Genomic DNA, 26001 nt, shown 5'->3' on the forward strand with positions numbered 1-26001 from the left:
CGTAGTGTGAACGAGACGAAGCAACTGGAAATCTCCTGGCCCGGCCTCGGCATCACCGTGGCCGCCGAACTCGACCAGCGCAACCCCTCACTGGCCCAGGCCCTGTGGGACGCGCTGCCCTACCGCAGCCTCCAAGGGCACGCCCTGGTCGCCGGGTACCACCTGTACCACCTCGCCCCGGTCCACGCCCTGCTGCACACCGCCGCCGAGTACAAGGTGGACCGCCGCACCGTGCCCGACGGCACCCTGTTCTGCTCCCGCCTGCAACACCTCGGCATCAAGTACGGCGAACTCACCGAACCCATGACCGCCACCCCGATCGGCCAGGTCGCCGAAGAGGACCTCGACGCCCTCATCCACGCCGGCCGCGAAGTGTGGAACTCCGTCTACACCACCAAGGAACCGGTCATCGCCGAAGTCCGCCGCGCCGGCCAGACCGGCGGCCACGTGCTGCCCCGCCTGCCCGTCGGCGACCCCGAGCTCAACCAGCTCGCCAAAGAGGTGCACGCCGAGACCGAGCGCATCTGGCTCGACCCGCCCAGAGAGCTCCTCGACCTGCACGAGGGCCGCATCCCGTCCGGCGCGGGCAGCTACGAGACCGTCCTGACCACCCTGCTGTTCGTCAACGGCGAGACCCGCCCGCTCGGCTACAGCTGCTACGGCGGCCTCGTCCGCGCCGCACTCGACGGCATGCCCATGCCCTGGCTGCGCCAGATGACCCGCCAGCTCGCCCACACACCCGCCGAGTTCCTCGGCTACTGCGGCCTCGACCGGCTCTGGGACTTCACCCAGCGCCTCCTGGACGGCCTCGAACGCCTCGACAGCCACGAGGACTACATCGCGATCATGGCCCACATGGCCCTCTACTGCAACTGCCTCGGCGGCTGGAACCTGCACCTGTTCCCCTGGGAGGCCGGAGCCCACCTGCGCCGACTGCAGGTCCAGGCATGAGCGCCGGATCCCGCGTGGTGGTGATCGGCGGCGGCGTCATCGGGCTGTCGATCGCCTACCACCTCGCCGAAGCCGGAACCGACGTCACCCTGCTCGAACGCGGCACGCTCGGCTCCGGCGCCTCCCGCGCCACCGCCGACGTCGTACGCTCCTACTTCGCCGGCAACCCGGTCAGCTCCGCGCTCGCCGTCCGCAGCCTCGCCGCCTACCACGCCTTCCCCGAAAGGCCCGGCATCGACCTGCCGCTGCGCCAGGTCGGCTACCTCGTGCTGTTCACCGAACCCGAGCAGGTCACCGCCTTCGAAGCCGACCTGCCCGCCCAGCACGCCGCCGGCGTCGACGTCGGGCTCATCGGCGCCAAGGAGGCCAGGCGCCGCAACCCGCTCATCGGCGACCTGCCGCTGCTGGCCGCCGCCTACTCGCCCGACGCCTACATCTCCGACACCACCGCCATCGTCACCGCCTACGCCATGGCCGCCGAGAAAGCCGGCGCCACCCTGCGCACCGGCTGCCCGGTCACCGCCATCGACGCCGAAGCGGGCCGCGTCCAGACCGCCGAAGGCGAACTGTCCGCCGACGCCGTCGTCTGCGCCGCCGGCGCCTGGTCGGCCTCGCTCGTCCGCTGCGCCGGCGTGGACCTGCCGCTCACCGAACCCATCGAGCAGGAGCTGCTCACCACCGACCCGCTCCCGCCCGGCGCACCCGACATCCCGGTCACCCTGCACGCCGCCAGCGGCCTGCTGATCCGGCGGCGCGACGACCGCATGCTCATCGGCATGGGCTACCCGGGACCCGACCGCGAGTCCTGGCGCCGCGACGTCGCCGCCCGGCTCGCCGAGACGTACCCGAGCCTGGCCGGCCTCGCCCTGCACACCGCCGTCACCGGGCTGCGCGACGCCAGCCCCGACAAGACCGCCTTCATCGGCCACCAGCCAGGCCCACCGGCCTTCCTGTACGCGACCGGCTTCTCCGGCCACGGCCTGTGCAACGCGCCCGCCGCCGGCGAACTCGTCCGCGACCTCTACCTCGACCAGGACCCCGGCATGGACGTGACCGCCCTGGCGGTCAGCCCACGACGAACGGGATGACCATGACCGACGACCGCTTCATCCTCGACCCGGCCACCCGCGACATCCACGCCGACAACGAACGCCTGCGCGCCGCGGGACCACTCGTGCCGGTGACCGCCGAAGGCGTACCGGCCTGGGCCGCCACCCGGTACGCCACGCTCATGACCGTCCTCACCCACCCGGACCTGTCCAGGGAACTGCGCCACTGGTCAGGCCGCGACGCCCTGCCACCGGGCACCGCCATCGACCGCATCGTCACCGACACCTCCATGCTCAACGCCGAGGGCGAACGCCACCGGCGGCTGCGCATGCCGCTCACCGCCGCGTTCTCACAACGCCGGCTCAACGGCCTGCGCCCGCGCATCGAGGAACTCACCGCCCGGCTCATCGACCACCTCGCGGAGCAACCGTCCGACCAGCCGGTGGACCTGCGGCTCGAATTCGCCTACCCGCTGCCGCGCGAGGTCATCTCCGAGCTCATCGGCATCCCGCCGGAGCACCAGGACGAGCTGCACCGCCTCACCGACGCCGTCGCCCAGGTCGGCGACCTCGAAGACTCGCCCGGCCTGCGCAAAGAGCTGCACGAACTGCTCGACCAGATCATCGACGAGCGCCGCGGCACGCCGGGAGAAGACCTCATCACCGACCTGTTCCGGCTGCACGAGAAGGACGGCGGGCGGCTGTCGGAGGACGAGCTGTTCGCCACCATCGAGCTGCTGTTCATCGCCGGGCACGTCACCACCGTCAACCTCATCACCAACGCCATCGGCGCCCTGCTCGGCCAGCCCGGCCAGCTGGGGATGCTGCTGTCCGGGCAGTGCCCGTACAGCGCGGCCGTCGAGGAGACCCTGCGGTGGGACTCGCCCATCGCGTACTTCCCGATGCGCTACGCCGTACGCGACGTCGAACTCGACGGCGTCCGCGTACGCGCGGGCGAGCCCGTCCTGGCCTGCTTCGCCTCCACCGGACGCGACCCCGACCAGTACGGACCCGACGCCGACCGCTTCGACATCACCCGCACGCAGACCCAGCACCTCGCCTTCGGCCACGGCCCGCACTTCTGCCTGGGCGCGCCACTGGCCAGGCTGGAAGGCGAGATCGCGCTGCGCGCGCTGTTCACCGCCTTCCCCGGCATGCGGCTCGCCACGCCCGCCGGGGACCTGCCGCCGCTGGACACCCTGCTCGGCAACAGCACCCGAAGCATGCCCGTCCTGCTGGGCCCGCGCGCCCGCTGACCACATGGGCCGCCCCGCGCGGCCCATCCCCGGGTACGCACTCCCCCCGCACGCGTTCTACGCTCCATGAACGACGATTGGAGCCAACGCCGTGCAACACCCCGACCTGCCACCGCCCGCCGCCGTCCTGCGCCTGGCCACCACCATCCGCCCCTACGACTGGGGCTCGGTCACCGCCCTGCCGCGCCTGTTCGGCACGGAGCCGACCGGCGAACCGCAGGCCGAACTCTGGATGGGCGCCCACCGCGGCGCGCCCTCGACCGCCGGCGGCGTCCCGCTGTACGAGCTCATCGCCCACGACCCCGCCGTCACCCTCGGCGCCCCCACCGCCGAGCGCTTCGGCCCCGAGCTGCCCTACCTGCTCAAGGTCCTCGCCATCGAGCGCCCGCTCTCCCTCCAGGTCCACCCCACCACCGAGCAGGCCGAGGCCGGCTACGCCGCCGAGAACGCCCGGGGCATCCCGCTCGACGACCGCACCCGCACGTACAAGGACGCCTCCCACAAGCCCGAGATGGTGTGCGCCCTCACCCCCTTCCACGGCCTGTGCGGCTTCCGCGCCCCCGCCGCCACCGCCGCCCTCCTCGACCGGCTCGGCCTGCCGGGCCTGCGCCCCTGGATCGACGCCCTCACCACCGGCGAGCCGGGAGCCGCGCTGCGCCGGGTGTTCGCCGAGATGCTGGACGACGCCGCCCGCCCGCTGCGCGCCGACGTCGAGCGCGCCCTGCTGGAAGCCGCGGAGGACGACGAGCTGGCCGTCTACGCCGGCATCGCCCGCGCCTACCCCGGCGACCCCGGCATCGCCGCCGCCCTCCTGCTCAACCACGTCGACCTGGCCCCCGGCGAGGCCCTCTACCTCGGCGCCGGAGTCCCCCACGCCTACCTCGGCGGCATCGGCGTCGAGATCATGGCCAACTCCGACAACGTGCTGCGCTGCGGGCTCACCTCCAAGCACGTGGACGTGCCCGAGCTGATGCGCGTCGTGGACTTCACCCCGACCGTCCCGCACCGGGTCGAGCCGGCCGAGGACCCCCGCGGGGCGTACGCCTACCGGCCGCCCGCCCCCGAGTTCGCCCTCACCCGCCACGAGCTGACCGGCGAGCACACCCATCAGCTGCCCGGCGGGGTGCCGCAGATCGTGCTGTGCGTGGAGGGCGAGGCCCGCCTCGGCGACGAGCTGACGCTGCGCCCCGGCGAGTCGGCGTTCGTCCCTGCCGCCGCCCCTTCGGTGACGCTGGCCGGCAAGGGGACGGCGTATCGTGCCGAGCCCGGTGCCTTTACAATGTAGATCACAGGCGGCGGAGCGTCAGAACGTTGTCCTTGCGGGTGGTGAGGGTGCCGTCGGGAGCGGTCTGAGGGCGTTCGAACTCGGCGTCCTTCAGCACCTCCCACTCCCCCTCTGCGAGGTCCAGCGACTCGTACACCTCGCGGGGCGTCGGGAGGTGCACGTCGGGGTGGGGGTTGTGCTCCCAGGACGGCCCGGCGGCGTGCCCGGCCACCAGCAGCACCCCGCCGGGCGCGACGGCCGCGGCGGCGGCCCGCAGGATCTCCTCGCGGGGCAGGTCGTGCGTTGAGTGCAGGTAGCAGGCGGTGACCAGGTCGTACGTGCCCTCGGGGAAGGACCGGCCGAGGTCGTGCTGCTGCCAGTCGATCCGGTCGGCCACGCCCATGCGCTCGGCGAGTTCGGCCGCCCGGCGCAGCGCCACCCCTGACACGTCGGCCGCGGTGACCCGCCAGCCCCGCTTCGCCAGCCACACCGCGTCGCCGCCCTCGCCGCTGCCCAGGTCGAGCGCCCGGCCCGGCGGCAGGTCGCTCAGCTCGCGGACGAGCACCACGTTCGGCTCGCCGGTCCAGAGCCGCTCGCGCTCGGAGTAGCGGTCGTCCCACAGCTCCTCAGGAGTCACCTCGGCCCGGCCGGCCCGGCGGGCGGTGACGGCGGCTCTGGTCTCCTCCTCGATCAGGTCCGCGTTGATGGCGGCGCCGGCCTTGACGCCCGCCGCCGCCGAGCCGATGACCTGCTCGAACAGGCTGGTGACGTTCCCCGCCGCCCACACGCCCGGCACGGACGTGCGGCCCGTGGGGTCGGCGGGGATGTGGGTGCCCACCACGTGGCCGCCCATCTCCATCTCGGCGGTCTCCAGGCCGAGCGGTGCCAGCGGTCCGACGCGGGCGGTCAGCCGCGTGCCCAGGGCCAGCGCCTGGCGGGCGTGCTCACGGCCGTCGGCCGTCCGCACGCCGTGGAGCCGCCCGTCCTTGAGGACCAGCTCCGCCACCTCGCCCTCGACCACCGCGACGCCCCGGGCGTCGAGCTGCTCGCGCTGCTCGCCGGACGGCTTGTCCATGGTGTGCAGGAACAGGGTCACGTCGTCGCTCCACTGCCGCCACAGCAGCGCCTGGTGCACGGCGAGCGGGCCGGTGCCGAGCACGCCGATGGCCTGGTCGCGTACCTCCCAGCCGTGGCAGTACGGGCAGTGCAGCACGTCCTTGCCCCACAGCTCGGCCAGTCCTGGCAGCGGGGGCAGCTCGTCGATCAGGCCGGTGGCGACCAGCAGCCTGGCCGCCTCGACGGCGGTGCCGTCGTCCAGCGTGACGCGGAAGCGCCCGTCACCGAGCCGCTCCGCTCCCGTCACGGCGGCGTTCTCGACGCGCACGCCGTACGCGGCCACCTCCTCGCGCCCGGCGGCCAGCAGCTCCGAGGGCGGCGTGCCCTCGCGGCCGAGGTAGACGTGCACCCCCTCGGCGGGGGCGTTGCGCGGCCGGCCCGAGTCGACCACCAGCACGCTGCGGCGGGCCCGGCCCAGCGTGAGCGCCCCGCTCAGCCCGGCGGCGCCGCCGCCGATCACTACCACGTCGTACGTCTTCATGTCGCGGTCTCCCTTCCGTATGCCAGGCAACTGTGCGCGAGCCGCCGACGAGTTGACAAACTTCGTTGCTGAAATGGCAAGGTGGGATCCATGGAACTCGACGAGGTGCTCCAGGCGGTGGGTCCCCGGCTGCGGGCCCTGCGCCTGGAGCGCGGCATCACGCTCACGCAGCTCGGCAAGAGCACCGGCATCTCGGTCAGCACCCTGTCCCGGCTGGAGTCCGGCGGCCGCAAGCCGACGCTCGAGCTCCTGCTGCTCCTGGCCAGGGCCTACCAGGTACAGCTCGACGAGCTGATCGACGCGCCCGTGACGGGCGACCCGCGGGTGCACATGCGGCCGGTCAAGCGGCACGGCATGACCTACATCCCGCTCACCCGGCGGCCCGGCGGGCTGCAGGCGTTCAAGCAGATCTATCCGCCCCACTACCCGGGCTACCTGCCCGAGCAGCAGGTGCACGAGGGCTACGAATGGCTGTACGTGCTGTCGGGCCGGCTGCGCCTGCTGCTCGGGCCGCACGACACGACGCTGGTGGCCGGGGAGGTGGCCGAGTTCGACACGCGGACGCCGCACGCGTTCATCAACCCGGGCGACGAGCCGTGCGAGGTGCTGGCGCTGTTCGGCAAGCAGGGCGAGCGCATGCACGTACGCGCTCGTCCCGCCGCCCGCAAGCAGGACTGAACCCCAGGTCGGCGTCCTTTTCGAGAGGGATGTGGGGGTTCGTCGGCGCGTTGACGGGCAGGGCGGCGGGGCGGGATCGCGGACTCCCGGACGGGCGGCGGTAAAGGCCCTAAAGTCCGTGCTGGGGGGTGCTCGATGAAGCTGGTGATCGACGGCGTGACGCGGCTCGTACGGCGCTACCGCCCTGACGGCAACCCGCTGCGCCGGCGTACCGACCGGTGGGAGAGCGCGGGGCTGGTGGTGGCGGCGCTGCTGATCCTGCTCTCCCTGTGGCCGGCGACGGCCGCCGCCCGCCAGGCGTACGCGGGCGCCCTGGCCACCGGCGCGGGCCGCCAGCAGGTCCGGGCGACGCTGCTGGCCGACACGCCGGTGACGACGCTGTCGTTCGGCGAGGTGGGCGGCGGCGGCCTGGTCTCGGCGGGCTGGACGACGGCGTCCGGCCGCCGGCACACCGGCAAGGTGTCCGTGCTCTCCCCCGCCAAGGCCGGCGCGCAGCTCACCATCTGGGTCGACAGGTCAGGCCGCCCCGCTCCGCCGCCGCCCAGCGAGGCCGAGCTGCGCATCACGGCGGCGGCGACGGCCCTCATGATCCTCGGCGTGGCCGCCTGCCTCGTGCTGACGCTGTTCGCCGCCTTCCGCCACGCCCTCGACCGCGTCCGCTACCGCGACTGGACCGTCGCCTGGGCGCTCGCCGACGACCACTGGCGCCAAAGCCCGTCCTGACCGTTACGATCACCGTTCCATGACCACGCTGACCGCTGCCCGCATCCTCTCGGCCCGCGTCCTGCTCCGCCCGGCCCAGGATTCCGACCGGAACGGCATCGTCGAGATCATGACCGACCCCGAGGTCCGCGCCCACCTCGGCGGCCCGCACCCGCGCGACGCCGTCGAGTCGTTCCTCGACTCGGCGGGCGTCCCGGCCGTCACGGGACCGGGCGCCTACGTCATCGCCGACCTGGCGACCGACCGCTTCCTCGGCACCCTCACCCTCGACCGCCGCGCACCCGGCCGCCCAGGACACCTCACGGAGGAGGGCGGCGAGCTGGAGCTGTCCTACGTTCTGCGCCGCACCGCCTGGGGCGCCGGCCTGGCCTTCGAGGCGGCGACGGCGGCGCTGCGGGCCGCGGCGGGCGAACTGCCCGACCAGCCGGTGCTGGTCGTCACGCAGACGGCCAACGAACGGTCGATGCGGCTCGCGGCCCTGCTCGGGTTCCGGCCGGCGGGGACGTTCGAGGAGTTCGGCGCGGAGCAGACGCTCGCCGTCGCGGCGCTGGGGGCGTTCGGCTGAGGGTCACCGCAGGGCCGAGTGGCGGCGGCTGTAGGTGAAGTAGATGATCAGGCCGATGACGAACCAGACGGCGAAGCGCAGCCAGGTGTGCGGGTCCAGGAACGTGATGAGCCAGATCGAGAAGACCACCCCGATCGCGGGCACCACCGGCATCCACGGCGTGCGGAACGTGCGCGGCAGGTCGGGCTGCCGGTAGCGCAGCACGATCACGGCCGCGCACACCACCACGAACGCCAGCAGGATCCCGATGTTGGTCAGCTCGGCCGCCTCCCTGATGGGCAGGAACCCGGCGATCACCGCCGACGCCGCCCCGACGATCCAGGTGACGCGGGTGGGCACCCGCCGTACGGGGTGCAGCTGGGCGAACCAGGCCGGCAGCAGCCCGTCGCGGCTCATCGCGAACCACACTCGCGTCACGCCCAGCATGAACGTGAACATGACGGTCAGGATGCCGATGATCGCGCCGGCCGCGATGACCGAGGCCAGCCCGGACAGCCCGACGGAGGCGAACGCCGAGGAGAAGCCGCTCTCCGGGTCGATCTCGCGGTAGTTCTGCATGCCGGTGAGCACGAGCGTGGCCAGCACGTACAGGACCATCGCGATGATCAGCGAGTAGATGATCGCCTTGGGCATGTGGCGCCGGGCGTCGCGCGACTCCTCGGCGGCGGTGCTCATGGCGTCGTAGCCGAACACCGCGAAGAACACGGTCGCCGCGCCGGTGATGGCGCCGCCGATGCCGAACGGGAAGAACGGCGCGTAGTTGGCGGTGTTGATGTGGAAGAACCCGATGACGATGACGAGCAGCACGACGGCGACCTTGATGGCCACCACGAACGTCTCGAACCTGGCGGCGGCGCGGATGCCGAGGTTCAGCAGGTAGGCGATGAGCAGGCACAGCAGGGCCGCGAACAGGTCGACCACGCGCCCCTCGCCGGTGCCGGGCGCGCCCAGCATCCAGGGCGGCAGCGTGAGGCCGAGGTTCTGGACGAGGAAGCCGAAGTAGCCGGAGATGCCGATGGCGACGACCGCGACGATGGCGGTGTACTCCAGCAGCAGGTCCCAGCCGATGAACCAGCCGACGATCTCGCCGAGCACCGCGTAGCCGTAGGTGTAGGCCGAGCCGGCCTTCGGGATGAGGCCGGCGAACTCGGCGTACGAAAGCGCGGCGGCGGCGCTGGCCACCCCCGCGATGAGGAACGACACCAGCACCGCGGGCCCGGCCGTCTCGTGGGCGACGGCGCCGGCCAGCGCGAAGATGCCGGCCCCGATGATGCCGCCCACGCCGATGGCGGTGAGCTGCCACAGGCCGAGGGTCCTGGCCAGCTCCCCCTCGTGCTCGGTGGCGATCTGCTCCACCGGCTTGCGCCGGAAGACGCCACGGGAATCGACCATGACACCCCCACTGCCGATCGTCGCATCCGTGGGGGCGACCTTCCCCCTTGGCAGCGGGCTAACCTGCGGCGCGCCGCCTCAGCACGGTCTTCTGAATCTTGCCGGTGGAGGTCTTGGGGAGATCGCCGAAGTGGACGGCCCTGGGGGCCTTGAAGTGGGCGAGGCGGGCGCGTACGTGCTGGATCAGCTCGCTCTCGGTGGCGGCGGCGCCGGGGGCGAGCGTGACGAAGGCGACGGGCACCTCGCCCCAGTGCTCGTCGGGGCGGGCGACGACGGCGGCCTCCTGCACGGCGGGGTGGGCGGTCAGGACGTTCTCGACCTCGACGGAGGCGATGTTCTCGCCGCCGGAGATGATGACGTCCTTGGCACGGTCGACGAGCCGCACATAGCCGTCGGGGTGCATCACCCCCAGGTCGCCGGTACGGAACCAGCCGTCGGGCGCGGCCTGCTCCGTCGCGGCGGGGTCGCGGTGGTAGCCGATCATGACGTCGTTGCCGCGTACCGCGATCTCGCCCACGGTCGCGGCGTCGGCGGGCACGTCGGAGCCGTCACCGGCCACGACGCGCAGTGGCTGGGCGATCACGTTGCCGACGCCCTGGCGGGCGGCGAGCACGGCGTATTCGTCGGCGTCCAGCCCGCGCCACTCGGGCTGCGGCTGGCAGATCACGGCGGGCCCGTACGTCTCGGTCAGCCCGTACAGGTGGACGACGTCGATGCCGGCCTTGAGCGCGCGGCGCAGCAGGGCGGGGCTCGGCGGCGCGCCGCCCACGCAGGCCAGCGGGCGCGGGTCGAGCTCCCGGTCGGGGGCGTCGGGGTGGGCGAGCAGCGAGGTGAGCACGGTCGGGGCGCCGCACAGGTGGGTGACGCGGTGGGCGCGCACCAGCCGCCACGCCTCGCCGGGATCGACCTTGGGCAGGCACACGTGCCGAGCCCCGGCCAGCGTCACCGCCCACGGGAAGCACCAGCCGTGGCAGTGGAACATGGGCAGCGTCCACAGGTAGCTGCTCGCCGCCTCCAGCCGGGTGTGCAGGGCCATGGCGAGGGCCTGGAGGTAGGCGCCGCGGTGGTGGTAGACGACGCCCTTGGGACGTCCTGTGGTGCCGCTGGTGTAGTTGATCGACAGCGGCGACAGCTCGTCGGTGACGGGCACGAACAGCTCTCGCGCGGTCTCGATCATGCTCTCGTACGCGGTGCCGGAGACCAGGCGCGGCGTGGCCGCGCTCTGCTCGGCCGCCGCCTTGGCCAGGCCGGCCAGCTCGTCGTCGTGCAGCAGCACCGACACCTCGGCGTGACCCAGGATGTAGGCCAGCTCGGCGGCGGACAGGCGGATGTTGAGCGGCACCATGACGGCGCCCGCCGCCGGGACGCCGAACGTGGACTCCAGCAGCAGATGGCCGTTCGTGGCCAGCACCGCCACCTTGTCGCCCGGCCGGACGCCGGCCTCGGCCAGGCCGCCGGCCAGCCGCTGGACGCGCTGCCACAGCTCGGCGTAGGTCAGCCCCAGGTCGCCGTCCACGACGGCCAGGCGGGGGCCGAAGACGGCGGCGGAGCGCTGGAGGAAGCTGGTGGGTGTCAGGGGCTCGTAGGACAGTACGGACATCCGGTCCTCCTGTTCGTGACGCACGATGATCGTACGCACGCGCCGGGCCTTCCAGGGGGGCGTAACATCCGTGCCCGGACGAGGACGAGAGGCGACGAGAGGCGAGCACGTGAGCGAGCACCCCCTGTGGCCGGTGGACGGCGCGGCCACCATCACCGCCTTCCCCGTACGCGCGGCGCGCCCCGCGCCGGCGGTCGTGGTGTTCCCCGGCGGCGGCTACCACCATCTGGCCGGCCACGAGGGCGTCCCGGTGGCGCGGTGGCTGAACGGGCTCGGCGTGGCCGCGTACGTGCTGCGCTACCGCCTCGCGCCGCACCGCCATCCGCTGCCGCTGCTCGACGCCGCGAGGGCGGTGCGCTGGGTCCGCCACCACGCTTCCGCTCATGGGGTGGACCCGGCCAGGGTGGGGGTGCTCGGGTTCTCGGCGGGCGGCCACCTGGCGGGCCTGCTGGCCACCGAGCCCGGCCCGGCGCTGCCGGAGGGCCCGCACGACGCGATCGACCGCGCCGACCCGCGGCCCGGCCTGGCCATCCTGGGCTATCCCGTGACGGTGCTCGACGGGCACCGCGGCTCCGCCGACAACCTGCTCGGCCCCGATGCGCCCGCGTCGCTGCGCGCCGAGCTGTCACTGCCCGGGCGCGTCTCCGCCGCCACGCCGCCGATGTTCCTGTGGCACACGGCCGACGACGAGTCCGTCCCGGTGGCCGGCACCCTTGAGCTGGCGGGCGCGCTGGCCAGGCACGGGGTCACGCAGGAGCTCCACGTCTACCCGAACGGCCGGCACGGCCTCGGCCTGGCGGCGGGCGAGAACCCGACGGCCGCCGACTGGACCGCCCGCTGCTCGATCTTCCTGCGCGACCAGGGCTGGTGACCCGAGCCGGGCGGCCCCCGGCCATGGACGCGGTCCTGAGCGGCCGGGAGCGGTGCGCCCGGCCTGGCGGGTGCGCCCGGCCTGGCGGGTGCGCCCGGCCTGGCCACGCGGGTCACGTCCGCGCGGGACAGGGCCCATGTGGGCGACGCGCCGGGATTACTCATGCGCGGTGGCGCCCGCGGGATTCATCATGGAGTCCCCCGCTGAGGGAGGTGGCGCCATGACGACCGCGAGCACGGGGCACGAGGAGCCTGCGCGCAGGGTGGCGGCCGGGCTGGGACGGCGGCCGGACGGCTTGTCCGGGGTGGTGGAGATCCGGTTGCACGGGGTGGGCGGCACGTCGCCTCAGTCGCTGCTCGACGACCTCGCCCCCCTGCAGGTCTCCGGTGACCGCATCGCCGGCTTCTACCGGACGGCCGACCGGGAAGGACGGCACGTGGAGGCGTACTCGTGGGGCGGCCTGACCTCGGGCAGCGCCTGGCGGGTGCTGTGGCTGTTGCTGCTGCCGTTCGCGATGGCGAACATGGCGGCCCGCATGTTCCCGCCGTGGCTGCCGGGCAGGCCGCGCCGGTTCGCGGTGTTCCGGTGGGCGGCCGGGCTGGCGTCCTTCGGGCTGACGCTCAACCTGGTGCTGCTGGCCGCCGCCATCCCGGTCGACTACGTGGCGTACCAGTGCGGGGGCGTGCCGGAGTGCGCGCGCTGGCCGGCCTGGCTGCTGCCGCCCGAGCGGCCCGGCGTACGGATCCTGGTGGGCGCGCTGGTGCCGCTGCTGGTGATCGCCGTCCTGTACCTGCTGGCCCACACCTCCCAGAACCGCTACGACCAGGTGAAACCGCCCGCCTATGACACCGGTGTGCCGCCCAGGGAGACGGGGCTGCGCGAGGGCGATTTCCCCGGCCTGTCGGACCCCGCGTTCTGGGACGACGTCGAGCACACCAGGACGCTCACCCGCCTGCACGTGGCCGGTGCCGTGGCGCTCGTCGCCGCGCTGGTCGCGTGGACGTCGCACGCGATCAGGCCGCTGCCTGAGCCGTGGGCGGCGATCGGGGTGGCCGTCCCGCTGGCCGTGATCGGCCTGTGCGCGCTCGCCCTCATCGGCAGGCGGAAAGCCGGCTCGTGGGCGCTGCTGGCGGTGGCGGGGGCGGCGATGGCGCTGTCAGCGGTGCTGGCCGTCGGGCAGCCCCCGGGCGACCCGTTCGGCGCGGGCCCGCACGAGCTGCCCGGCCTCCAGGTGTTCATGAACGGCGTGTACGGAGGCGTGCTCGGCGCGCTCTTCCTCGTCCCCGTCACCCTGGCCGCCGCCGCGTGGACCAGGGCCGACTGGCCCGGCGTGGCCGCGCGGGCCGTGCTCGTGCCGGTCGGGTTCGCCGCCGGGGTGGCGCTGCTGTCGGTGTGGGAGACCGACTACCGGTGGATCTGGACAGGGCTCGGGCTGGGCGTCGCGGTCGGTGCGTTCGCCGTCCTGACGAGCGGGGACGGCCGGCTGGGCGGCAGGTTCCGCTGGGGTGCGCCGTTCGTGGTGCTCGGGCTCGCGGTGGCCGCGCTCAACACGTTCATGCTGGCCACGCTGCTGCTCGTGGCCGAGTGGCTGGGCACGCTGCGGCCCTGCCACGACCCGCACCGCGGCGGCTGCCTGGACGTCCCTGAGCCGGTGACGGCGGAGACGCCGATCGCGGTGTTCCCGATCATCAGGAACGTCATCCCGTACCTCATCGTGGTCCCCGTGCTCCTGCTGCTCTGCTTCCTGCTCTACCAGGGGGTGCGCTGGTGGAGCAGCGGCGTGAAGGGCGGTCCCGGCGTGGCCCGCCACTACCGCGAGCGTTTCGCCGTCCCCGACGGCCCGCTCAAGCGGTGGTGGGCGTCCACGGTGGACGAGCGCCCGGTCCCCGAGTGGCACCGGCGGCTGGCCGAGAGCTGGCCGGCCCGCGTGGCCAGAGCCCGGCGGCTGGCCAGGGTGCCGCGCGACCTCGACCTGCTGCTGACCGCGCTGATGGCGGTCGGCGGCATGGTGCTGGCCTGGGTGCAGTGGCGGGTGTGGTGGCACGACGACCTGCCGTCCAACGCCAACTGGCTCACCTCGCTGTGCGCGGGCGTCGCGATGCTGCTGCCGTTCGTGCTGGTCGGGCTGTTGCGGCTGGGCTGGAAGGACGAGCGCAACCGCCGCCTCATCGGCGTGCTGTGGGACGTCGCCACGTTCTGGCCGCGGCACTGCCATCCGCTCGCCCCGCCGTCGTACGCCGAGCGCGCCGTCCCCGAGCTGCAGCGGCGGCTGTGGTGGCTGCACGACAACGGCGGCGTCCCGCTGCTGGCCGCCCACAGCCAGGGCTCGGTCATCGCGGCCGCCGCGCTCGCCCAGCCCTGCTCCAGGCCGCGCGACGACCGGGTGACGCTGGTGACGTTCGGCTCGCCGCTGCGCACCCTGTACGCCTGGGGCTTCCCCGCCTACTTCGACGACGAGCTGTTCCGCCGGCTCGCCCACGGGCCCGGCGTCCAGGTGGCCCGCTGGCGCAACTTCTGGTGCGACACCGACTACATCGGCGGCCCCGTACGCGACGACGTGGACGAGCAGCTGCCCGACCCGCCGGACTGCCGCTTCCTGTACGGCCAGCCACCGCCCGCCATCGGCGCCCACACCGGCTTCTGGGAGGACCCGCGGCTGCACCGCCGCATCGCCGAGCTGGCCTCCGGTTTCCCCTCCCCACCAGGGGCAGGGAACGGCTCTTGACATCCTCCCCCTCGTGAGCGAGGGGGATACCCACGGTCGCCCGTGAGGCTTCCTGCTTCACCGCCGGTCGCCCGCCCGAGAAAGCTCTCGTTGAGGTCTTACACCAGCTCCACAGGCATTTCACCTCTCCGCCAGCCCGGCGGCGAGGATGTTTTCGATCGTTCGTCCGGTGGCTTGGTCATCACCACCGTCGAACACACTACCGAACCCTGCGGTGCCGCGCGGCGTTTCGACCGCCTCGTGCGCGCGGACGGGCTACGACCGCTGGCGGTCGGTGCTGGCGGTGGACCTGGACGGGCCGTTCCTGTGCGCGCAGCGGGCGGCCCGCCGCATGGTCGCCTCGGGGCGGGGCGGCCGGGTGGTGAACATCACCAGCGTGCACGAGGAGTACCCGAGGATGGGCTCGGGGCCGTACTGCGCGGCCAAGGGCGGGCTGCGCATGCTGAGCCGGGTGCTCGCGCTGGAGCCGGCCGAGCACGGCATCACGGTCAACGCCGTCGCGCCGGGCGAGATCGCGACGCCGATGACCGGGCAGGAGGACATGCCGCCGCAGACCGGCAGCAGGCCCGGCAACCCGATCCCGCGGCCGGGCGACGCCCGCGAGGTGGCGGCCGTGGTGGCGTTCCTGGCGGGGCCCGCGGCGTCGTACGTGACGGGGGCGACGGTGTTCGTGGACGGCGGGATGACGATGATGGGCCCTCAGGGCGCGTCGGCGCTGGGATCGAGTGATTGGCGATCCCTTTAGCCCTTCGCCGCGAGTCGGGGTCGCGCACCAGGTCAGGCGGTTCCCATCACGGGCTCGTCCAAGGGTGGCGGGCCCGTGACATCGACCTTCCGCGATCGCCAGCATTCCTGTCCGCGCAGAGACTCCTACGCTCCGTGTCAATATCACTACTTTTAGTGGCGACTGCCCTGCCGACCCCGCCCGGAGGAAAGATGCCCACGGAGCCGACGGAGACGCGGCTGAGCCTCGACACGAGGGCCGCGCGCAACCTGGCCACCACCACCAAGACCGTCCCGCAGATGCAGGCGATCAGCTCGCGCTGGCTGCTGCGCATGTTGCCCTGGGTGGACGTGCGGGGCGGTACGTACCGGGTGAACCGCCGGCTGACTCATCGCATCGGACGCGGGCGGGTGGCGGTGACCAACGAGGGGGCCGACGACGTCCGTGTCGTGCCGGAGACGCTGACGGAGATCCCGGCCCTGCGCGGCTTCGGCGACCCCGCCGTGCTGGCGGAGATCGCCTCCACGTTCACCGCCCGCGAGGTGCAGCCGGGCGAGATCGTCGCCGAGGCGGGCCGCCCGGTGAACCAGACCTGCGTGATCGCCCACGGCCGGCTCGAGCGCCTGAGCACCGGCCCCTACGGCGACCGCCAGTTCCTCGGCGTCATCGCGGGCGGCGACCAGTTCGGCGACGAGGCGCTGACCGAGGACGACCCGCGCTGGCCGTGCACCTACCGCGCGGCGACGGCCTGCACGGTGCTGGTGGCGCCGCGCTGGGAGCTGCGCCGCGTCGCCGACCGCTCCCCCGCACTGCGCGACCACCTGGCCCGCTACCTGGAGGTGCTGAGCCGGCCCGCCAACCGCCGCGGTGAGGCGGCGGTGGAGGTAGCGGCCGGGCACAGCGGCGAGCCGGCCATCGGCGGCACGTTCGTCGACTACGACCTGCGCCCCCGCGAATACGAGCTGAGCGTCGCCCAGACCATCCTGCGCGTGCACACCCGGGTGGCCGACCTCTACAACCAGCCGATGAACCAGATCGAGCAGCAGCTCCGCCTGACCATCCACGAGCTGCGCGAGCGCGAGGAGTGGGAGCTGCTCAACAACCGCGAGTTCGGGCTGCTCCACAACACCGACTACGACCAGCGCATCTACACCTGGTCGGGCCCGCCCACCCCCGACGACCTCGACGAGCTGATCAGCATGCGCCGCAAGACGAAGCTGCTGCTCGCCCATCCGAAGGCGATCGCGGCGTTCTTCCGCGAGTGCAACAAGCGGGGGCTGGTGGTCGGCAGCACGGACGTGGGCGGTCACGAGGTGCCGGCCTGGCGGGGCATTCCCATCTTCCCCTGCGGCAAGATCCCGATCTCCGGCGCGCGGACGACGTCGATCCTGGCGCTGCGGACGGGCGAGGAGGACCAGGGCGTGGTGGGCCTCTACCAGACGGGCATCCCCGAGGAGTACGAGCCGGGGCTGAACGTGCGCTTCATGGGGATCAACGAGCGGGCCGTGATGTCGTACCTGGTCAGTGCCTACTTCTCGGTGGCGGTCCTGGTGCCGGACGCGATCGGCATCTTGGAGGACGTCGACATCGCCGCCCCGCGCTCGTGACCGGCCGACCCCAGGAAGAGGCATGACATGCCGGACATCTCCCCCAATGGCGCTCCGGTGGCGCGGCTCCTGGCCGGGCCCGCCGGGCTGGGCTCGTCCTCGCTGAGCCTTCGGGCCGCGCTGCTGCCGCACCGGCGCGCGTACGAGGAGGGGGACGGGCACGAGCCCCCCGGTTCGCCGGTGGGGCCCGTGCCCGGGTCCGACCTGACGCCCCTCCCCTACCGCGAGCGCGAGTGGGGCGACGGCACGTACCCGCCGCTGCTCTGCCCCGAGACCGTCCGCGTGGACGACGCGCTCGCCGCGGAGGTGGACCGGCGGCTGACGGCCTGGGCCGGGCGCATCGGCCTGCACGAGGGGCGGATGGAGGAGTTCACCGCCACCGGGTTCGGCCGGCTGGCCACGCTCGCCCACCCCGACACCGACGACCCCGACCGGCTGCTGATCGCCGCCCAGATGAACGCCGCCTGGTGGGCCGCCGACGACTACTACGCCGACGAGACCGATCTCGGCGCCACCCCGACCGAGCTGCCGCCCCGGCTGGCGCTGGTGACCTCCGCCATGGACCCGCCGCCCGACGCCGGCCACTACACCGGGCAGCTCGAGGCGGCCATCGCCGCCGACCCCGTGCTGGTGGCGCTGCGCTCGGCGCTCAGCCACGTCGCCCGCCACGCCACCGACGCGCAGATCCTGCGGGTCCGCAACATCACGAGCCAGATGTACGTCAGCTGGGCCGCCTACGCCGCCTGGCGCTACCTGGAGACGCCGCCGCCCGTCTGGCGCTACCTGGCCGCCCGCCAGCACGACAGCTTCTACACCTCGATGACGCTCATCGACGTCGTGGGGGGCTACCGGCTGCCCGCCGAGCTGTTCGCCGAGCCGCGCTTCCACACCGCGCTCATGCAGGCGGGCACCGCGAGCGTGCTGGTCAACGACCTGCACTCGGCGGCCAAGGAGGCGGCCGACGAGCTGCCAGACTCCAACGTCATCCTGCTCATGGCCGCCGAGGACGGCTGCTCGGCCCGCGAGGCCACCGAGCGCGCCGTACACCTGCACAACGACTTCGTCCGCGGCTTCGAGCAGAGCAGGCAGGCGCTGTCGGCCGTCCCCTCGCCCGAGCTCAAGCGGTTCCTGCGCGGCGCGCAGGCGTGGATGGCCGGGTGCCTCGAATGGCACGGCAGCAGCAGCCGCTACCAGTCCTGACCGTCACCCCGTCCCGTCACTGAGAAGGAGCCGTTGATGACCATGACGCCCCATGCCCCCGTGCTGAACAGCCTCTACCAGCAGTCGGTCGCCGACTACTGGAACACCGAGGAGAACCCGGTCAACCTGCGCCTCGGCGAGGTGGACGGCCTCTACCACCACCACTACGGGGTGGGCGAGGTGGACTGGTCGGTGCTGGAGGGCCCGGCCTCGACGCGGGAGAGCCGGGTGGTCAAGGAGCTGCACCGGCTGGAGACCGCGCAGGCCGAGATGCTCATGGCGCACCTCGGGCCGCCGCGCCCCGACTACCGCGTGTTCGACGCCGGGTGCGGCCGTGGCGGCTCCAGCCTGCTCGCCCACCTGCGCTTCGGCTGCGAGGCCGACGGCGTGTCCATCTCGGAGTCGCAGGTGGCCTTCGCCAACCGGCAGGCCGAGGAGCGCGGCGTCGGCGACAAGGTGCGCTTCCACTTCCGCAACATGCTCGACACCGGCTTCCCCACCGGCGCGTTCCACGCCTCGTGGAACAACGAGAGCACCATGTACGTCGAACTGTCCCTGCTGTTCGCCGAGCACGCCAGGCTGCTGACCCGGGGCGGCCGGTACGTCTGCATCACCGGCTGCTACAACGACGCCTACGGCCTGCCCTCCCGGGCCATCAGCCAGATCAACGCCCACTACATCTGCGACATCCACTCCCGCAGCACGTACTTCAAGGAGATGGCGGCCAACCGGCTCGTCCCGGTCAGCGTCATCGACCTCACCGCGGCCACCATCCCCTACTGGGAGCTGCGGGCCAGGACGCACCTCGCCACGGGGATCGAGGACGCGTTCCTGGAGGCGTACAAGAGCGGCAGCTTCCAATACCTGCTGATCGCCGCCGACCGCGTCTGATCACACGCCTGCTGCGCGCCGGCCGGCTCCGGCGCGCAGCACGTGCGTCCAGGACAGGAGCGGCGCCGCGACCGCGCAGGCGGCGGTGAACCACAGCGGCGACATCCCGATCGCCAGCCGGTCCGTGGCGGCTGCCAGGGCCACCACGGACACACCGGCCAGCCCGGTGGCGGCCAGCGCGGCCAGCGCGAGCCTCCTGCCCCGCCACAGCACGGCCGTCAGCACCACGACGGCCAGTCCTCCTAGCCCGACGGCGGCCTCGAAACCCCGCCACAGCAGCGACAGCGGCTCGCCGAGCATGCTCTGTACGGTGTGAAGGGGCAGGTACCGGGTGAGCCACAGCGGGTCTCCGCTGATCAGCGGCGGGATCAGGACGCTCACACACGCCGCGAGACCGGCGAACCTCACCAACGGCGCGGGCCCTTCATGGGTCAAGGCGGGTGGCCCGGCCGGTAACGGGGCCTGCGGCGGGATGGCCAGGTCGTGGGCGGAGCGGGCCAGCCAGATCACGGTCATGGCGTCCATGACGGCGTACGCCGCGAGGTCCACGCCGGCGACCCGAGCCGGCAGGAGCGCGACGAACATGATCAGGAGGAGGGGCAGGACCTGGGCGGCGACGCCGTACAGGACGGTCGCGCGCCGCCACCGGCCGTCCCGCCACTGGGCCGCCAGCACCAGCACATACCAGAGGGTCCCGGCCAGGCCGCCCAGCCCCGCCGCCTGGGCCGCGCGCTCCCCATCGTGCAGGTCGAACGCGGAGAACACCTCGCCCGCGACCGTCGTCACGTAGCCCAGCAGCCCCGCCGCCAGCGCGAACCCGGCCAAGCTCCACCGCTGCCGCAGCACGGGATGGACGGCCACCACGACCGTGGCCAGCACCGTCGCATCCAGCGCCACGGCCCACCACGGCCAGATCGGCGCGGCAGCGTAGACGACCCAGGTGCCGGCGACGACGTAGAGGGTCAGCCGCAGTCGCCGCTCATCCCGTCCTGCGGGGTGACGGGCCGCTCCGGGCGGTGGGCGCAAGGGGCCGCGGAGGGACTGCCACAGCGTCCAGGACCAGACGGCGCCGACTGCGAGCAGCAGGCCGACGCTCGACCGCGACATTCCAGCGATGACGTCCCGCAGGGTCGGCTCGCCGTCATTGCCGTCGTCGGTCTCCTTCAGGACGGTCAGCCGTTCGAGGGGGCCGATGTCGCCGCCGGTCAGCGCGATGCCGGCGGTGACGGCGACGGCGATGACGTAGGCGGCGGTGAGCAGGAGGGCGGGCACGGCTAATCGGTGGCGGCGCACAGGGGGGTCACACTCTCAAGGAAAGCCAGGTGGACTGGGGTGAGGACGCCTCACCTTAGCGGGTCGGAGTCACCAGGTCGATCTTGCAGGCCAGGCCGCCAGGCGAAGGCCCCGCCTCGCCGCTCGATGCGGCCCAGCCCGGGGAACGGCAGATGGTAGGCGTGCACCGGCACCCCCTCGTCGGCGGCCCACGCGAGCAGCCTGCGGCGCGCGGCCACCGACCGCACCTGGTCGTGGTCCCACGGCGTGCGCCAGTCGGGATGGGCGAGCTGGAGCGGGTCGTAGAAGGTGTCGCCGAGGCAGAGCAGCCGCGCGCCGCGCGAGCGCAGCAGGATCGCGGTGTGGCCGGGGGTGTGGCCGGCGGCGTCCACGGTGTGCACGCCGGGCAGCAGCTCGGCGTCGTAGCTCGCCGGACGCAGCCGCTCGCCGAAGAGCCTGATCGCCTCCAGCGCGGGCCCGCGCTGCTCGTCGGGGATCCGCTGGGCGCGGTCGGACCAGTAGGCCACCTCGGCGGCGTGCGCGTACGCCACCGCGCCGGGGAAGGCCGGCTCGCCGTCGGTCCCGGCGCCTCTGACGTGGTCCTCGTGCAGGTGGGTGAAGACGACGGCGGACACGTCGGACTCCGTCAGCCCGGCCTCGCCCAGGCCGGCGCCGAGCTTGCCGACGTAGGGCGTGAAGGCGGGCCCGTAGCCGAGGAAGCCGGGCCCGAGCCCGGTGTCCACGATCGCGATCCCGTCGGGGGTGCGCACGCACAGGCAGTTGTACGCGCACGTCAGCGTGGTGCGCCCGGTGCCCTCTTCGGCCACCGCGTCCCGGAGCTCGGACTCGGGCACCCCGGTCGCGGGCTGGTAGAAGGAGCCCAGCGGCGGCTCCAGCGGCGGCTCTGACTGACCGTCGCTGACGACGGCGCACTCGAGATCACCGACCGTGAACCGATGGAACATGCGCGGCCCCCTGCCCTGCGGACGTCCCGGCCACCTTATCGACGGGGCGGCGCGCGAGCACGGCCCGAGGCGGGGGCCGACGCGGCCCTACGGCTGGACCGACAGGAACGTCTCGATCGTCCGCACGAAGCGGGGCGGGTCGTCGCGCCAGGGGAAGTGGGCGGCGGCGGGCTGGACGACCGTCTCGGCGGACGGCAGCAGCGCGGCCAGCTTCTCCGCGGCGGACGGCGGGGTGTTGAGGTCCACCTCGCCGGCCAGCACCAGCGCGGGCACGTCGAGAGTGGCCAGCGCCTTTCTGGTGGCGCCGGGGTCGAAGGCGGAGCCGAAGACGGCGGCGGCGTCGGTGTTGCGGGCGGGGGCCTGGGCGGCGTGGTAGCGGCGGGTCTCGTCGTCCCAGCGGCCGTAGAAGAAGGGGTCGAGGGCGTCCCAGTCGGCGCCGGTGCCGGCGACGACGGCTTCGAGCGCGGCGTACGCCCGCGGGTACCAGGGCTCGGCGGCGCGCAGCCGGGCGACGTCGAGGCGGTCCTGGCCGGTGATCTCGACGCCGGCGCCCATGGGGCTGGGGGTGACGAGGACGAGGGCGGCCACGCGGCCGGGGTGGCTGATGGCGTACTGGAGGGCGAGGTTCGTGCCGGCGGAGTGGCCGAGCAGGGTCATGCGGTCGAGGCCGAGGTGGGCGCGCAGGGCTTCGACGTCGTCCACTTGCCGGTCGCACCGGTACGTCTCGGGGTCCGCGGGCGTGGCGGAGCCGCCCGTGCCGCGCGGGTCGAGCTTGATCAGCCGCCGGTGCGCGTCGAGGCCGCCGAGGTCTGCGAGGTAGGCGGAGTCCTGCATCGGCCCGCCGGGCAGGCAGATGAGCGGGCGGCCTGAGCCGGACTCGTGGTAGGCGAGGGTGGTGCCGTCGAGGGCGGTGAGGGCGGGCATGACGACGAGCCTCCCAGCGCCGTGATGTGCAGGCAATGGGATATTCAGCGCCGTCTTCTTGCGTACTGCGCAAGACTGTAGGTCGCCAGGCGCAAGGCCGCTTAGAGTCGAGCCATGACACACCACCACGCGCACGATTCCGGACATCAGGCCGCCCACGGCTCCGACGAGCACGACCACCGGCACGGCGCCGAGCACGCCTCAGGGCATGGGCAGGGGCAGGGGCAGGGGCACGGGCACGGGCACCACGACCCGCGCGCGTCGGCGGCGATGGCCGAGCTGCTCGATCTCGACGCCGAGGTGCTGCAACCGCACCTGGCCGAGGTGACCGCCTGGATCGGCGAGCTGACCGCCGACCGGCCGCCCTTCCGCCTGCTCGACCTGGGCAGCGGCACGGGCGCGGGCACGTTCGCGCTGCTGGAGCGGTTCGCGGACGCGGAGGTGACGGCCGTGGACATGTCAGAGGACATGCTGCGCCACCTGGAGGCCAAGGCCCGCGAGCGCGGCGTGGACAAGCGCGTCCGTACGCTCCAGGCGGACCTCGACAGCACGTGGCCCGAGGTCGGCACCGTCGATCTGGTGTGGGCGGCGGCGTCGCTGCACCACCTGGCCGACCCCGATCGCGTCCTCGGCGAGGTGCTCGCCGCGCTGCGTCCCGGCGGGCTGCTGGTGGCGGTCGAGATGGACTCCTTCCCCCGCTTCCTGCCCGAAGACCTCGGCTTCGGCCGGCCAGGGCTGGAGGGGCGCGGTCACGCCGTGCTGGACGAGCGCCGGGCCGCCGCGCTGCCGACGTTCGGCTCCGACTGGGGGCCGCGGCTGGCGGCGAACGGCTTCACGGTCGAGGCGGAGCGGGAGTTCGTCATCGACCTGCGGCCCCCGCTCCCGCCGGCCGCCACCCGCTACGCGGAGGTGGCGCTGCGCCGCATGCGCGGCAGCCTGGACGGCACGCTGGCCGCCGACGACCTGGCGGCGCTCGACGGCCTGCTGGCCACGGACGGCCCGCGCAGCCTGTCGCGCCGCGACGACCTGTCCGTACGCACCCGCCGCACCATCTGGCTCGCCCGCCGCCCCCACACCGGCTTTTGACCACTTTTTGCCAGCCGCTGACACGGGCTGGAGCTCCTTTTGCGGACACACGGGAAGGTTCGAGGACGGACCGGCTCAAATAACCGCTCGGGAGATGATCGTGCCCGCCAAAGGCAGCAGCAAAGCGTCCAAGAAAACGAGCAGCCAGCCGTGGCTGCACGTGGACGGCACCGAGATCCAGGAATACGGCACAGTGCGGACGTGGCCGCTGGCCCTGTCCGACGAGGCCCGCAACTACTCCTGCGGCCGGCTGAACCAGATCCTGGCCGACACGCAGATCCTCTACGCCCTGTACAAGAAGCATCACTGGCTGATGCGCGGCCCGACGTTCTACCAGCTCCACCTGCTGCTCGACAAGCACGCCAAGGAACAGCTCGAACTGGTGGACGAGATCGCGGAGCGGGTGCAGACGCTGGGCGGCATCGCGGTCGGCGACCCGCGGCACGTCGCCGAGATCACCGTGGTCCCGCGCCCGCCGAACGGCGCCGAGGAGGTGCCGGCCATGCTCTCGCGCCTGGTCGAGGCGCACGAGACCATCCTGCTCGCCTCGCGGGACGCGGCGTCACGGGCCGCCGAGCTGGGCGACGACGGCACCAACGACCTGCTGGTCTCCCAGGTGATCAGGACCGGTGAGTTGCAGGTCTGGTTCCTGGTCGAGCACCTCGTGGACACGCCGCTGGTCGAGACGCCGAGCAACGGGGAGACCAGGGCGCCGCGCAAGACGACGACCCGCTCCGGCAAGTGACGGTCCGCACGGGCGATCGAGGCGCCCGGCTCGCTCCCGCGGGCCGGGCGTCCGCCGTCGGCGTGCCGCCCTAGCCGCGCCCGTAGCGGTCCTCGGCCCGCCAGAAGTACCAGGATCCGAGGACGAGCGCGAGGACCGCCCACACCAGGCACGCCAGCCAGACCATCGGCGGCGGGCTGTGGCTGCCGATGAGGATGTCGCGCATCCACTCGATGTACGACGCCGCCGGGTTCAGGTACATCACGGTCGCCACCCATTCGGGCAACCCGGCCCTGTTGACCACCTTGTCGTGGATGGCGAAGAACACGCCGGAGGCGTACAGCCAGGTCCGCATGATGAACGGCAGCAGCTGCCCGAGGTCGCGCAGCTGGGAGCCGAGCCTGGCGAGGATCAGCCCCGCCCCGATGTTGAACATCGTCTGCAGCACCAGCACGACCGGGATCACCAGCCAGAACCAGTTGGGCAGCTCGCCGGTGAGCACCACGATGAGCAGCAGCACGCCCATGGAGATGGCGAGCTGCTGCAGCTCCTGGATCGTGTACGCCAGCGGCAGCGAGGCGCGCGGGAAGTGCAGGGCGCGGATGAGGGACAGGTTGCCCGAGATGGACTTGGCGCCCGCGGTGGCCGTGCGCTGGGTGTAGGTGAAGACGAACATGCCGGTCAGCAGGAACGCGGGATAGTTCGGCACCCGGTCGCTGCCGCCCAGGATGAGGCCGAACATCACGTAGTAGATGGCGGCGTTGAGCAGCGGGGTGATGACCTGCCACAGCTGCCCGAGCGCCGAGCCCGAGTATTTGGAGACGTTGCGCGAGGTGGCGTAGGTCAGCACGAAGTGCCGCCGCTCCCACAGCCGGCGCAGGTAGACGGGGAACCGGGGACGCGCGATGGCGGGGCGCAGGCCGTGGCGGCGGGCCAGCTCGGCCAGGGAGCCCGGCGCCGGTTCCGCGGTCTCTTCCACGTGACTCATGAGCACCTCGCGCTGGTGACCGGAGTGTCGTGCCTCGATCATCCCTCGCGACCCGGCCGGCGGTCCCGTTATCCGCCGGTGCGTCGCGAGTGCTTTGCGGCGTGCGTACGGAAGCCGGGGTCGGTCAGGTCGAGCTGGAGGAGCCGGCGTGGTGCCTCAGGGAACGCGGCACCGAACCTGCGTTCACTTACTGTCGCATCACAAAGGCAGGGTCACGCCCGTCACGGCGAAGCGTTCGACCTCGGCGACGTGGCCGCCGGTCGAGGCGACGACGGTCAGCGTACGGCCGTCACGCGGGGTGAAGGAGAGCTTGCCGGACCACGGCGACTTCCGCCCGCCCGCGCTCACGCAGCAGCGCTCCCCGAGCGGCTGGTCCGAGCCGGGGTGCAGGACCTGGATCCTGATGCTCTCGTCCACGCCGGTGATGCGGCCGCCGACGGTCAGCGGCGAGGTGACGGAGGCGCCGTACGCGGGCTCGGTGAGTGAGAGCGTGGTGTCGTCGGTGCCGACCACCTCCCAGGGAGCGTGCTCGCCCGAGCCGTACCGCATGAGGTGCACCACCGCCGCCACCATCGGCTTCGGCCCCTCCTCCGCCCGCAGGCCGACGTGCACGCGGGCGTGCTCGCCGTCCACGACCGTCTTGACGGCCTGGTCGATCTCGGTGAAGCCGAGGTAGTCGCGGGAGAAGCCGATCGCGGTCGCGGCGGGGTCGAGATGCCACGGCTGGTGGCCGTTCTTCTGGTAGGCGCGCTGCCAGGCGGCCACCTCGTCAGGCCCGGAGAACGGCCACAGCGGCTGGTAGCGGCCGGCGATGAGCAGCCGCGCGGGCGCGGAGGCGCCGGACGTGCGCGGGGCGGGCGCGGGCGTGCCGGACGTCGGCACCTCGCCGGGGTCGGGCGTGACGGTGGAGCCGGGCTCAGGCGCGGTGGCGGGGGGGGGGGGGGGGGGG

Annotated in this window: 22 protein-coding genes and 1 pseudogene; 15 read left to right on the top strand and 8 right to left on the bottom strand. The window is 73.1% G+C overall.

The window, feature by feature from the left end; genetic code table 11:
- Positions 1–6 precede the first annotated feature (6 nt).
- The 4 genes from AB0K28_RS39185 to manA all read left to right on the top strand — a co-directional run bounded on the left by AB0K28_RS39185 (position 7) and on the right by manA (position 4541).
- On the top strand, positions 7–951 hold the full coding sequence (locus tag AB0K28_RS39185; protein WP_345404155.1) for a hypothetical protein: 945 nt from the start codon (positions 7–9) through the stop codon (positions 949–951).
- Complete coding sequence (locus AB0K28_RS39190; RefSeq protein ID WP_345404152.1) at positions 948–2039, top strand: FAD-dependent oxidoreductase; 1092 nt, start codon at positions 948–950, stop codon at positions 2037–2039. Before AB0K28_RS39185 ends, AB0K28_RS39190 begins: the two co-directional genes overlap by 4 nt.
- Positions 2036–3256 (top strand): cytochrome P450, encoded by a 1221-nt coding sequence (locus AB0K28_RS39195; RefSeq protein WP_364380242.1) that lies wholly within the window; start codon positions 2036–2038, stop codon positions 3254–3256. Before AB0K28_RS39190 ends, AB0K28_RS39195 begins: the two co-directional genes overlap by 4 nt.
- Positions 3257–3347: 91 nt before the next feature.
- On the top strand, positions 3348–4541 hold the full coding sequence (manA, locus tag AB0K28_RS39200; RefSeq protein ID WP_364380244.1) for a mannose-6-phosphate isomerase, class I: 1194 nt from the start codon (positions 3348–3350) through the stop codon (positions 4539–4541).
- A 1-nt stretch (position 4542) separates the two neighbouring features.
- On the opposite strand, the gene AB0K28_RS39205 is transcribed toward manA, so the two are convergent.
- Positions 4543–6117 (bottom strand): FAD-dependent oxidoreductase, encoded by a 1575-nt coding sequence (locus AB0K28_RS39205; protein ID WP_364380246.1) that lies wholly within the window; start codon positions 6115–6117, stop codon positions 4543–4545.
- A 90-nt stretch (positions 6118–6207) separates the two neighbouring features.
- On the opposite strand from AB0K28_RS39205, the gene AB0K28_RS39210 reads away from it, so the two are divergent.
- From AB0K28_RS39210 to AB0K28_RS39220, 3 genes are all read left to right on the top strand, one after another.
- The gene (locus AB0K28_RS39210) at positions 6208–6795 is read left to right on the top strand and encodes a helix-turn-helix domain-containing protein (protein WP_355419539.1); all 588 of its coding nucleotides are present in this window, start codon (positions 6208–6210) and stop codon (positions 6793–6795) included.
- Positions 6796–6930: 135 nt separating this feature from the next.
- Complete coding sequence (locus AB0K28_RS39215) at positions 6931–7518, top strand: hypothetical protein (RefSeq protein WP_345404128.1); 588 nt, start codon at positions 6931–6933, stop codon at positions 7516–7518.
- 19 nt (positions 7519–7537) lie between these two features.
- Positions 7538–8083, top strand: a complete 546-nt coding sequence (locus tag AB0K28_RS39220) for a GNAT family N-acetyltransferase (protein WP_364380249.1) — start codon at positions 7538–7540, stop codon at positions 8081–8083.
- Positions 8084–8086: 3 nt separating this feature from the next.
- Here AB0K28_RS39220 and AB0K28_RS39225 read toward each other — a convergent pair whose 3' ends face one another.
- Positions 8087–9475 (bottom strand): amino acid permease, encoded by a 1389-nt coding sequence (locus AB0K28_RS39225; RefSeq protein ID WP_345404122.1) that lies wholly within the window; start codon positions 9473–9475, stop codon positions 8087–8089.
- Positions 9476–9533: 58 nt separating this feature from the next.
- Positions 9534–11075 (bottom strand): long-chain-fatty-acid--CoA ligase, encoded by a 1542-nt coding sequence (locus AB0K28_RS39230; protein WP_364380251.1) that lies wholly within the window; start codon positions 11073–11075, stop codon positions 9534–9536.
- Positions 11076–11184: 109 nt separating this feature from the next.
- Here AB0K28_RS39230 and AB0K28_RS39235 point away from each other — a divergent pair, with 109 nt between their 5' ends.
- The 6 genes from AB0K28_RS39235 to AB0K28_RS39260 all read left to right on the top strand — a co-directional run bounded on the left by AB0K28_RS39235 (position 11185) and on the right by AB0K28_RS39260 (position 19093).
- Complete coding sequence (locus tag AB0K28_RS39235; RefSeq protein ID WP_364380253.1) at positions 11185–11946, top strand: alpha/beta hydrolase; 762 nt, start codon at positions 11185–11187, stop codon at positions 11944–11946.
- A 220-nt stretch (positions 11947–12166) separates the two neighbouring features.
- Positions 12167–14671: a hypothetical protein gene (locus AB0K28_RS39240; protein ID WP_364380255.1), complete on the top strand. Its 2505-nt coding sequence runs from the start codon at positions 12167–12169 to the stop codon at positions 14669–14671.
- A gap of 214 nt (positions 14672–14885) precedes the next feature.
- Positions 14886–15416, top strand: coding sequence for an SDR family oxidoreductase (locus tag AB0K28_RS39245; RefSeq protein WP_364380257.1), 531 nt, complete (start codon positions 14886–14888; stop codon positions 15414–15416).
- Between the two features lie 191 nt (positions 15417–15607).
- A complete protein-coding gene (locus tag AB0K28_RS39250) occupies positions 15608–17002 on the top strand; it encodes a family 2B encapsulin nanocompartment shell protein (RefSeq protein WP_364380259.1) in 1395 nt (464 codons plus the stop codon).
- A 27-nt stretch (positions 17003–17029) separates the two neighbouring features.
- Positions 17030–18202 carry a family 2 encapsulin nanocompartment cargo protein terpene cyclase gene (locus AB0K28_RS39255; protein ID WP_364380261.1) on the top strand — a complete coding sequence of 391 codons (1173 nt, stop codon included), beginning with the start codon at positions 17030–17032 and terminating at the stop codon, positions 18200–18202.
- Between the two features lie 36 nt (positions 18203–18238).
- Positions 18239–19093, top strand: a complete 855-nt coding sequence (locus AB0K28_RS39260) for a geranyl diphosphate 2-C-methyltransferase (RefSeq protein WP_364380263.1) — start codon at positions 18239–18241, stop codon at positions 19091–19093.
- On the opposite strand, the gene AB0K28_RS39265 is transcribed toward AB0K28_RS39260, so the two are convergent.
- From AB0K28_RS39265 to AB0K28_RS39275, 3 genes are all read right to left on the bottom strand, one after another.
- Positions 19094–20365, bottom strand: a complete 1272-nt coding sequence (locus AB0K28_RS39265; RefSeq protein ID WP_364380265.1) for a hypothetical protein — start codon at positions 20363–20365, stop codon at positions 19094–19096. It lies immediately after the preceding gene.
- Between the two features lie 71 nt (positions 20366–20436).
- Complete coding sequence (locus tag AB0K28_RS39270) at positions 20437–21330, bottom strand: MBL fold metallo-hydrolase (protein WP_364380267.1); 894 nt, start codon at positions 21328–21330, stop codon at positions 20437–20439.
- Between the two features lie 87 nt (positions 21331–21417).
- Positions 21418–22254, bottom strand: coding sequence for an alpha/beta hydrolase (locus AB0K28_RS39275; RefSeq protein ID WP_364380270.1), 837 nt, complete (start codon positions 22252–22254; stop codon positions 21418–21420).
- A gap of 114 nt (positions 22255–22368) precedes the next feature.
- On the opposite strand from AB0K28_RS39275, the gene AB0K28_RS39280 reads away from it, so the two are divergent.
- Positions 22369–23340 (top strand): class I SAM-dependent methyltransferase, encoded by a 972-nt coding sequence (locus AB0K28_RS39280; RefSeq protein ID WP_364380273.1) that lies wholly within the window; start codon positions 22369–22371, stop codon positions 23338–23340.
- A 100-nt stretch (positions 23341–23440) separates the two neighbouring features.
- Positions 23441–24085, top strand: a complete 645-nt coding sequence (locus AB0K28_RS39285; protein WP_364380276.1) for a DNA starvation/stationary phase protection protein — start codon at positions 23441–23443, stop codon at positions 24083–24085.
- Positions 24086–24155: 70 nt separating this feature from the next.
- On the opposite strand, the gene AB0K28_RS39290 is transcribed toward AB0K28_RS39285, so the two are convergent.
- On the bottom strand, positions 24156–25052 hold the full coding sequence (locus AB0K28_RS39290; RefSeq protein ID WP_345404089.1) for an ABC transporter permease: 897 nt from the start codon (positions 25050–25052) through the stop codon (positions 24156–24158).
- Positions 25053–25250: 198 nt separating this feature from the next.
- Positions 25251–26001, bottom strand: a pseudogene (locus AB0K28_RS39295) (hypothetical protein); the annotation flags it as partial.

The sequence above is a fragment of the Nonomuraea sp. NPDC049504 genome (assembly GCF_040676845.1).
GTDB classification, from domain to species: Bacteria; Actinomycetota; Actinomycetes; order Streptosporangiales; family Streptosporangiaceae; genus Nonomuraea; species Nonomuraea salmonea.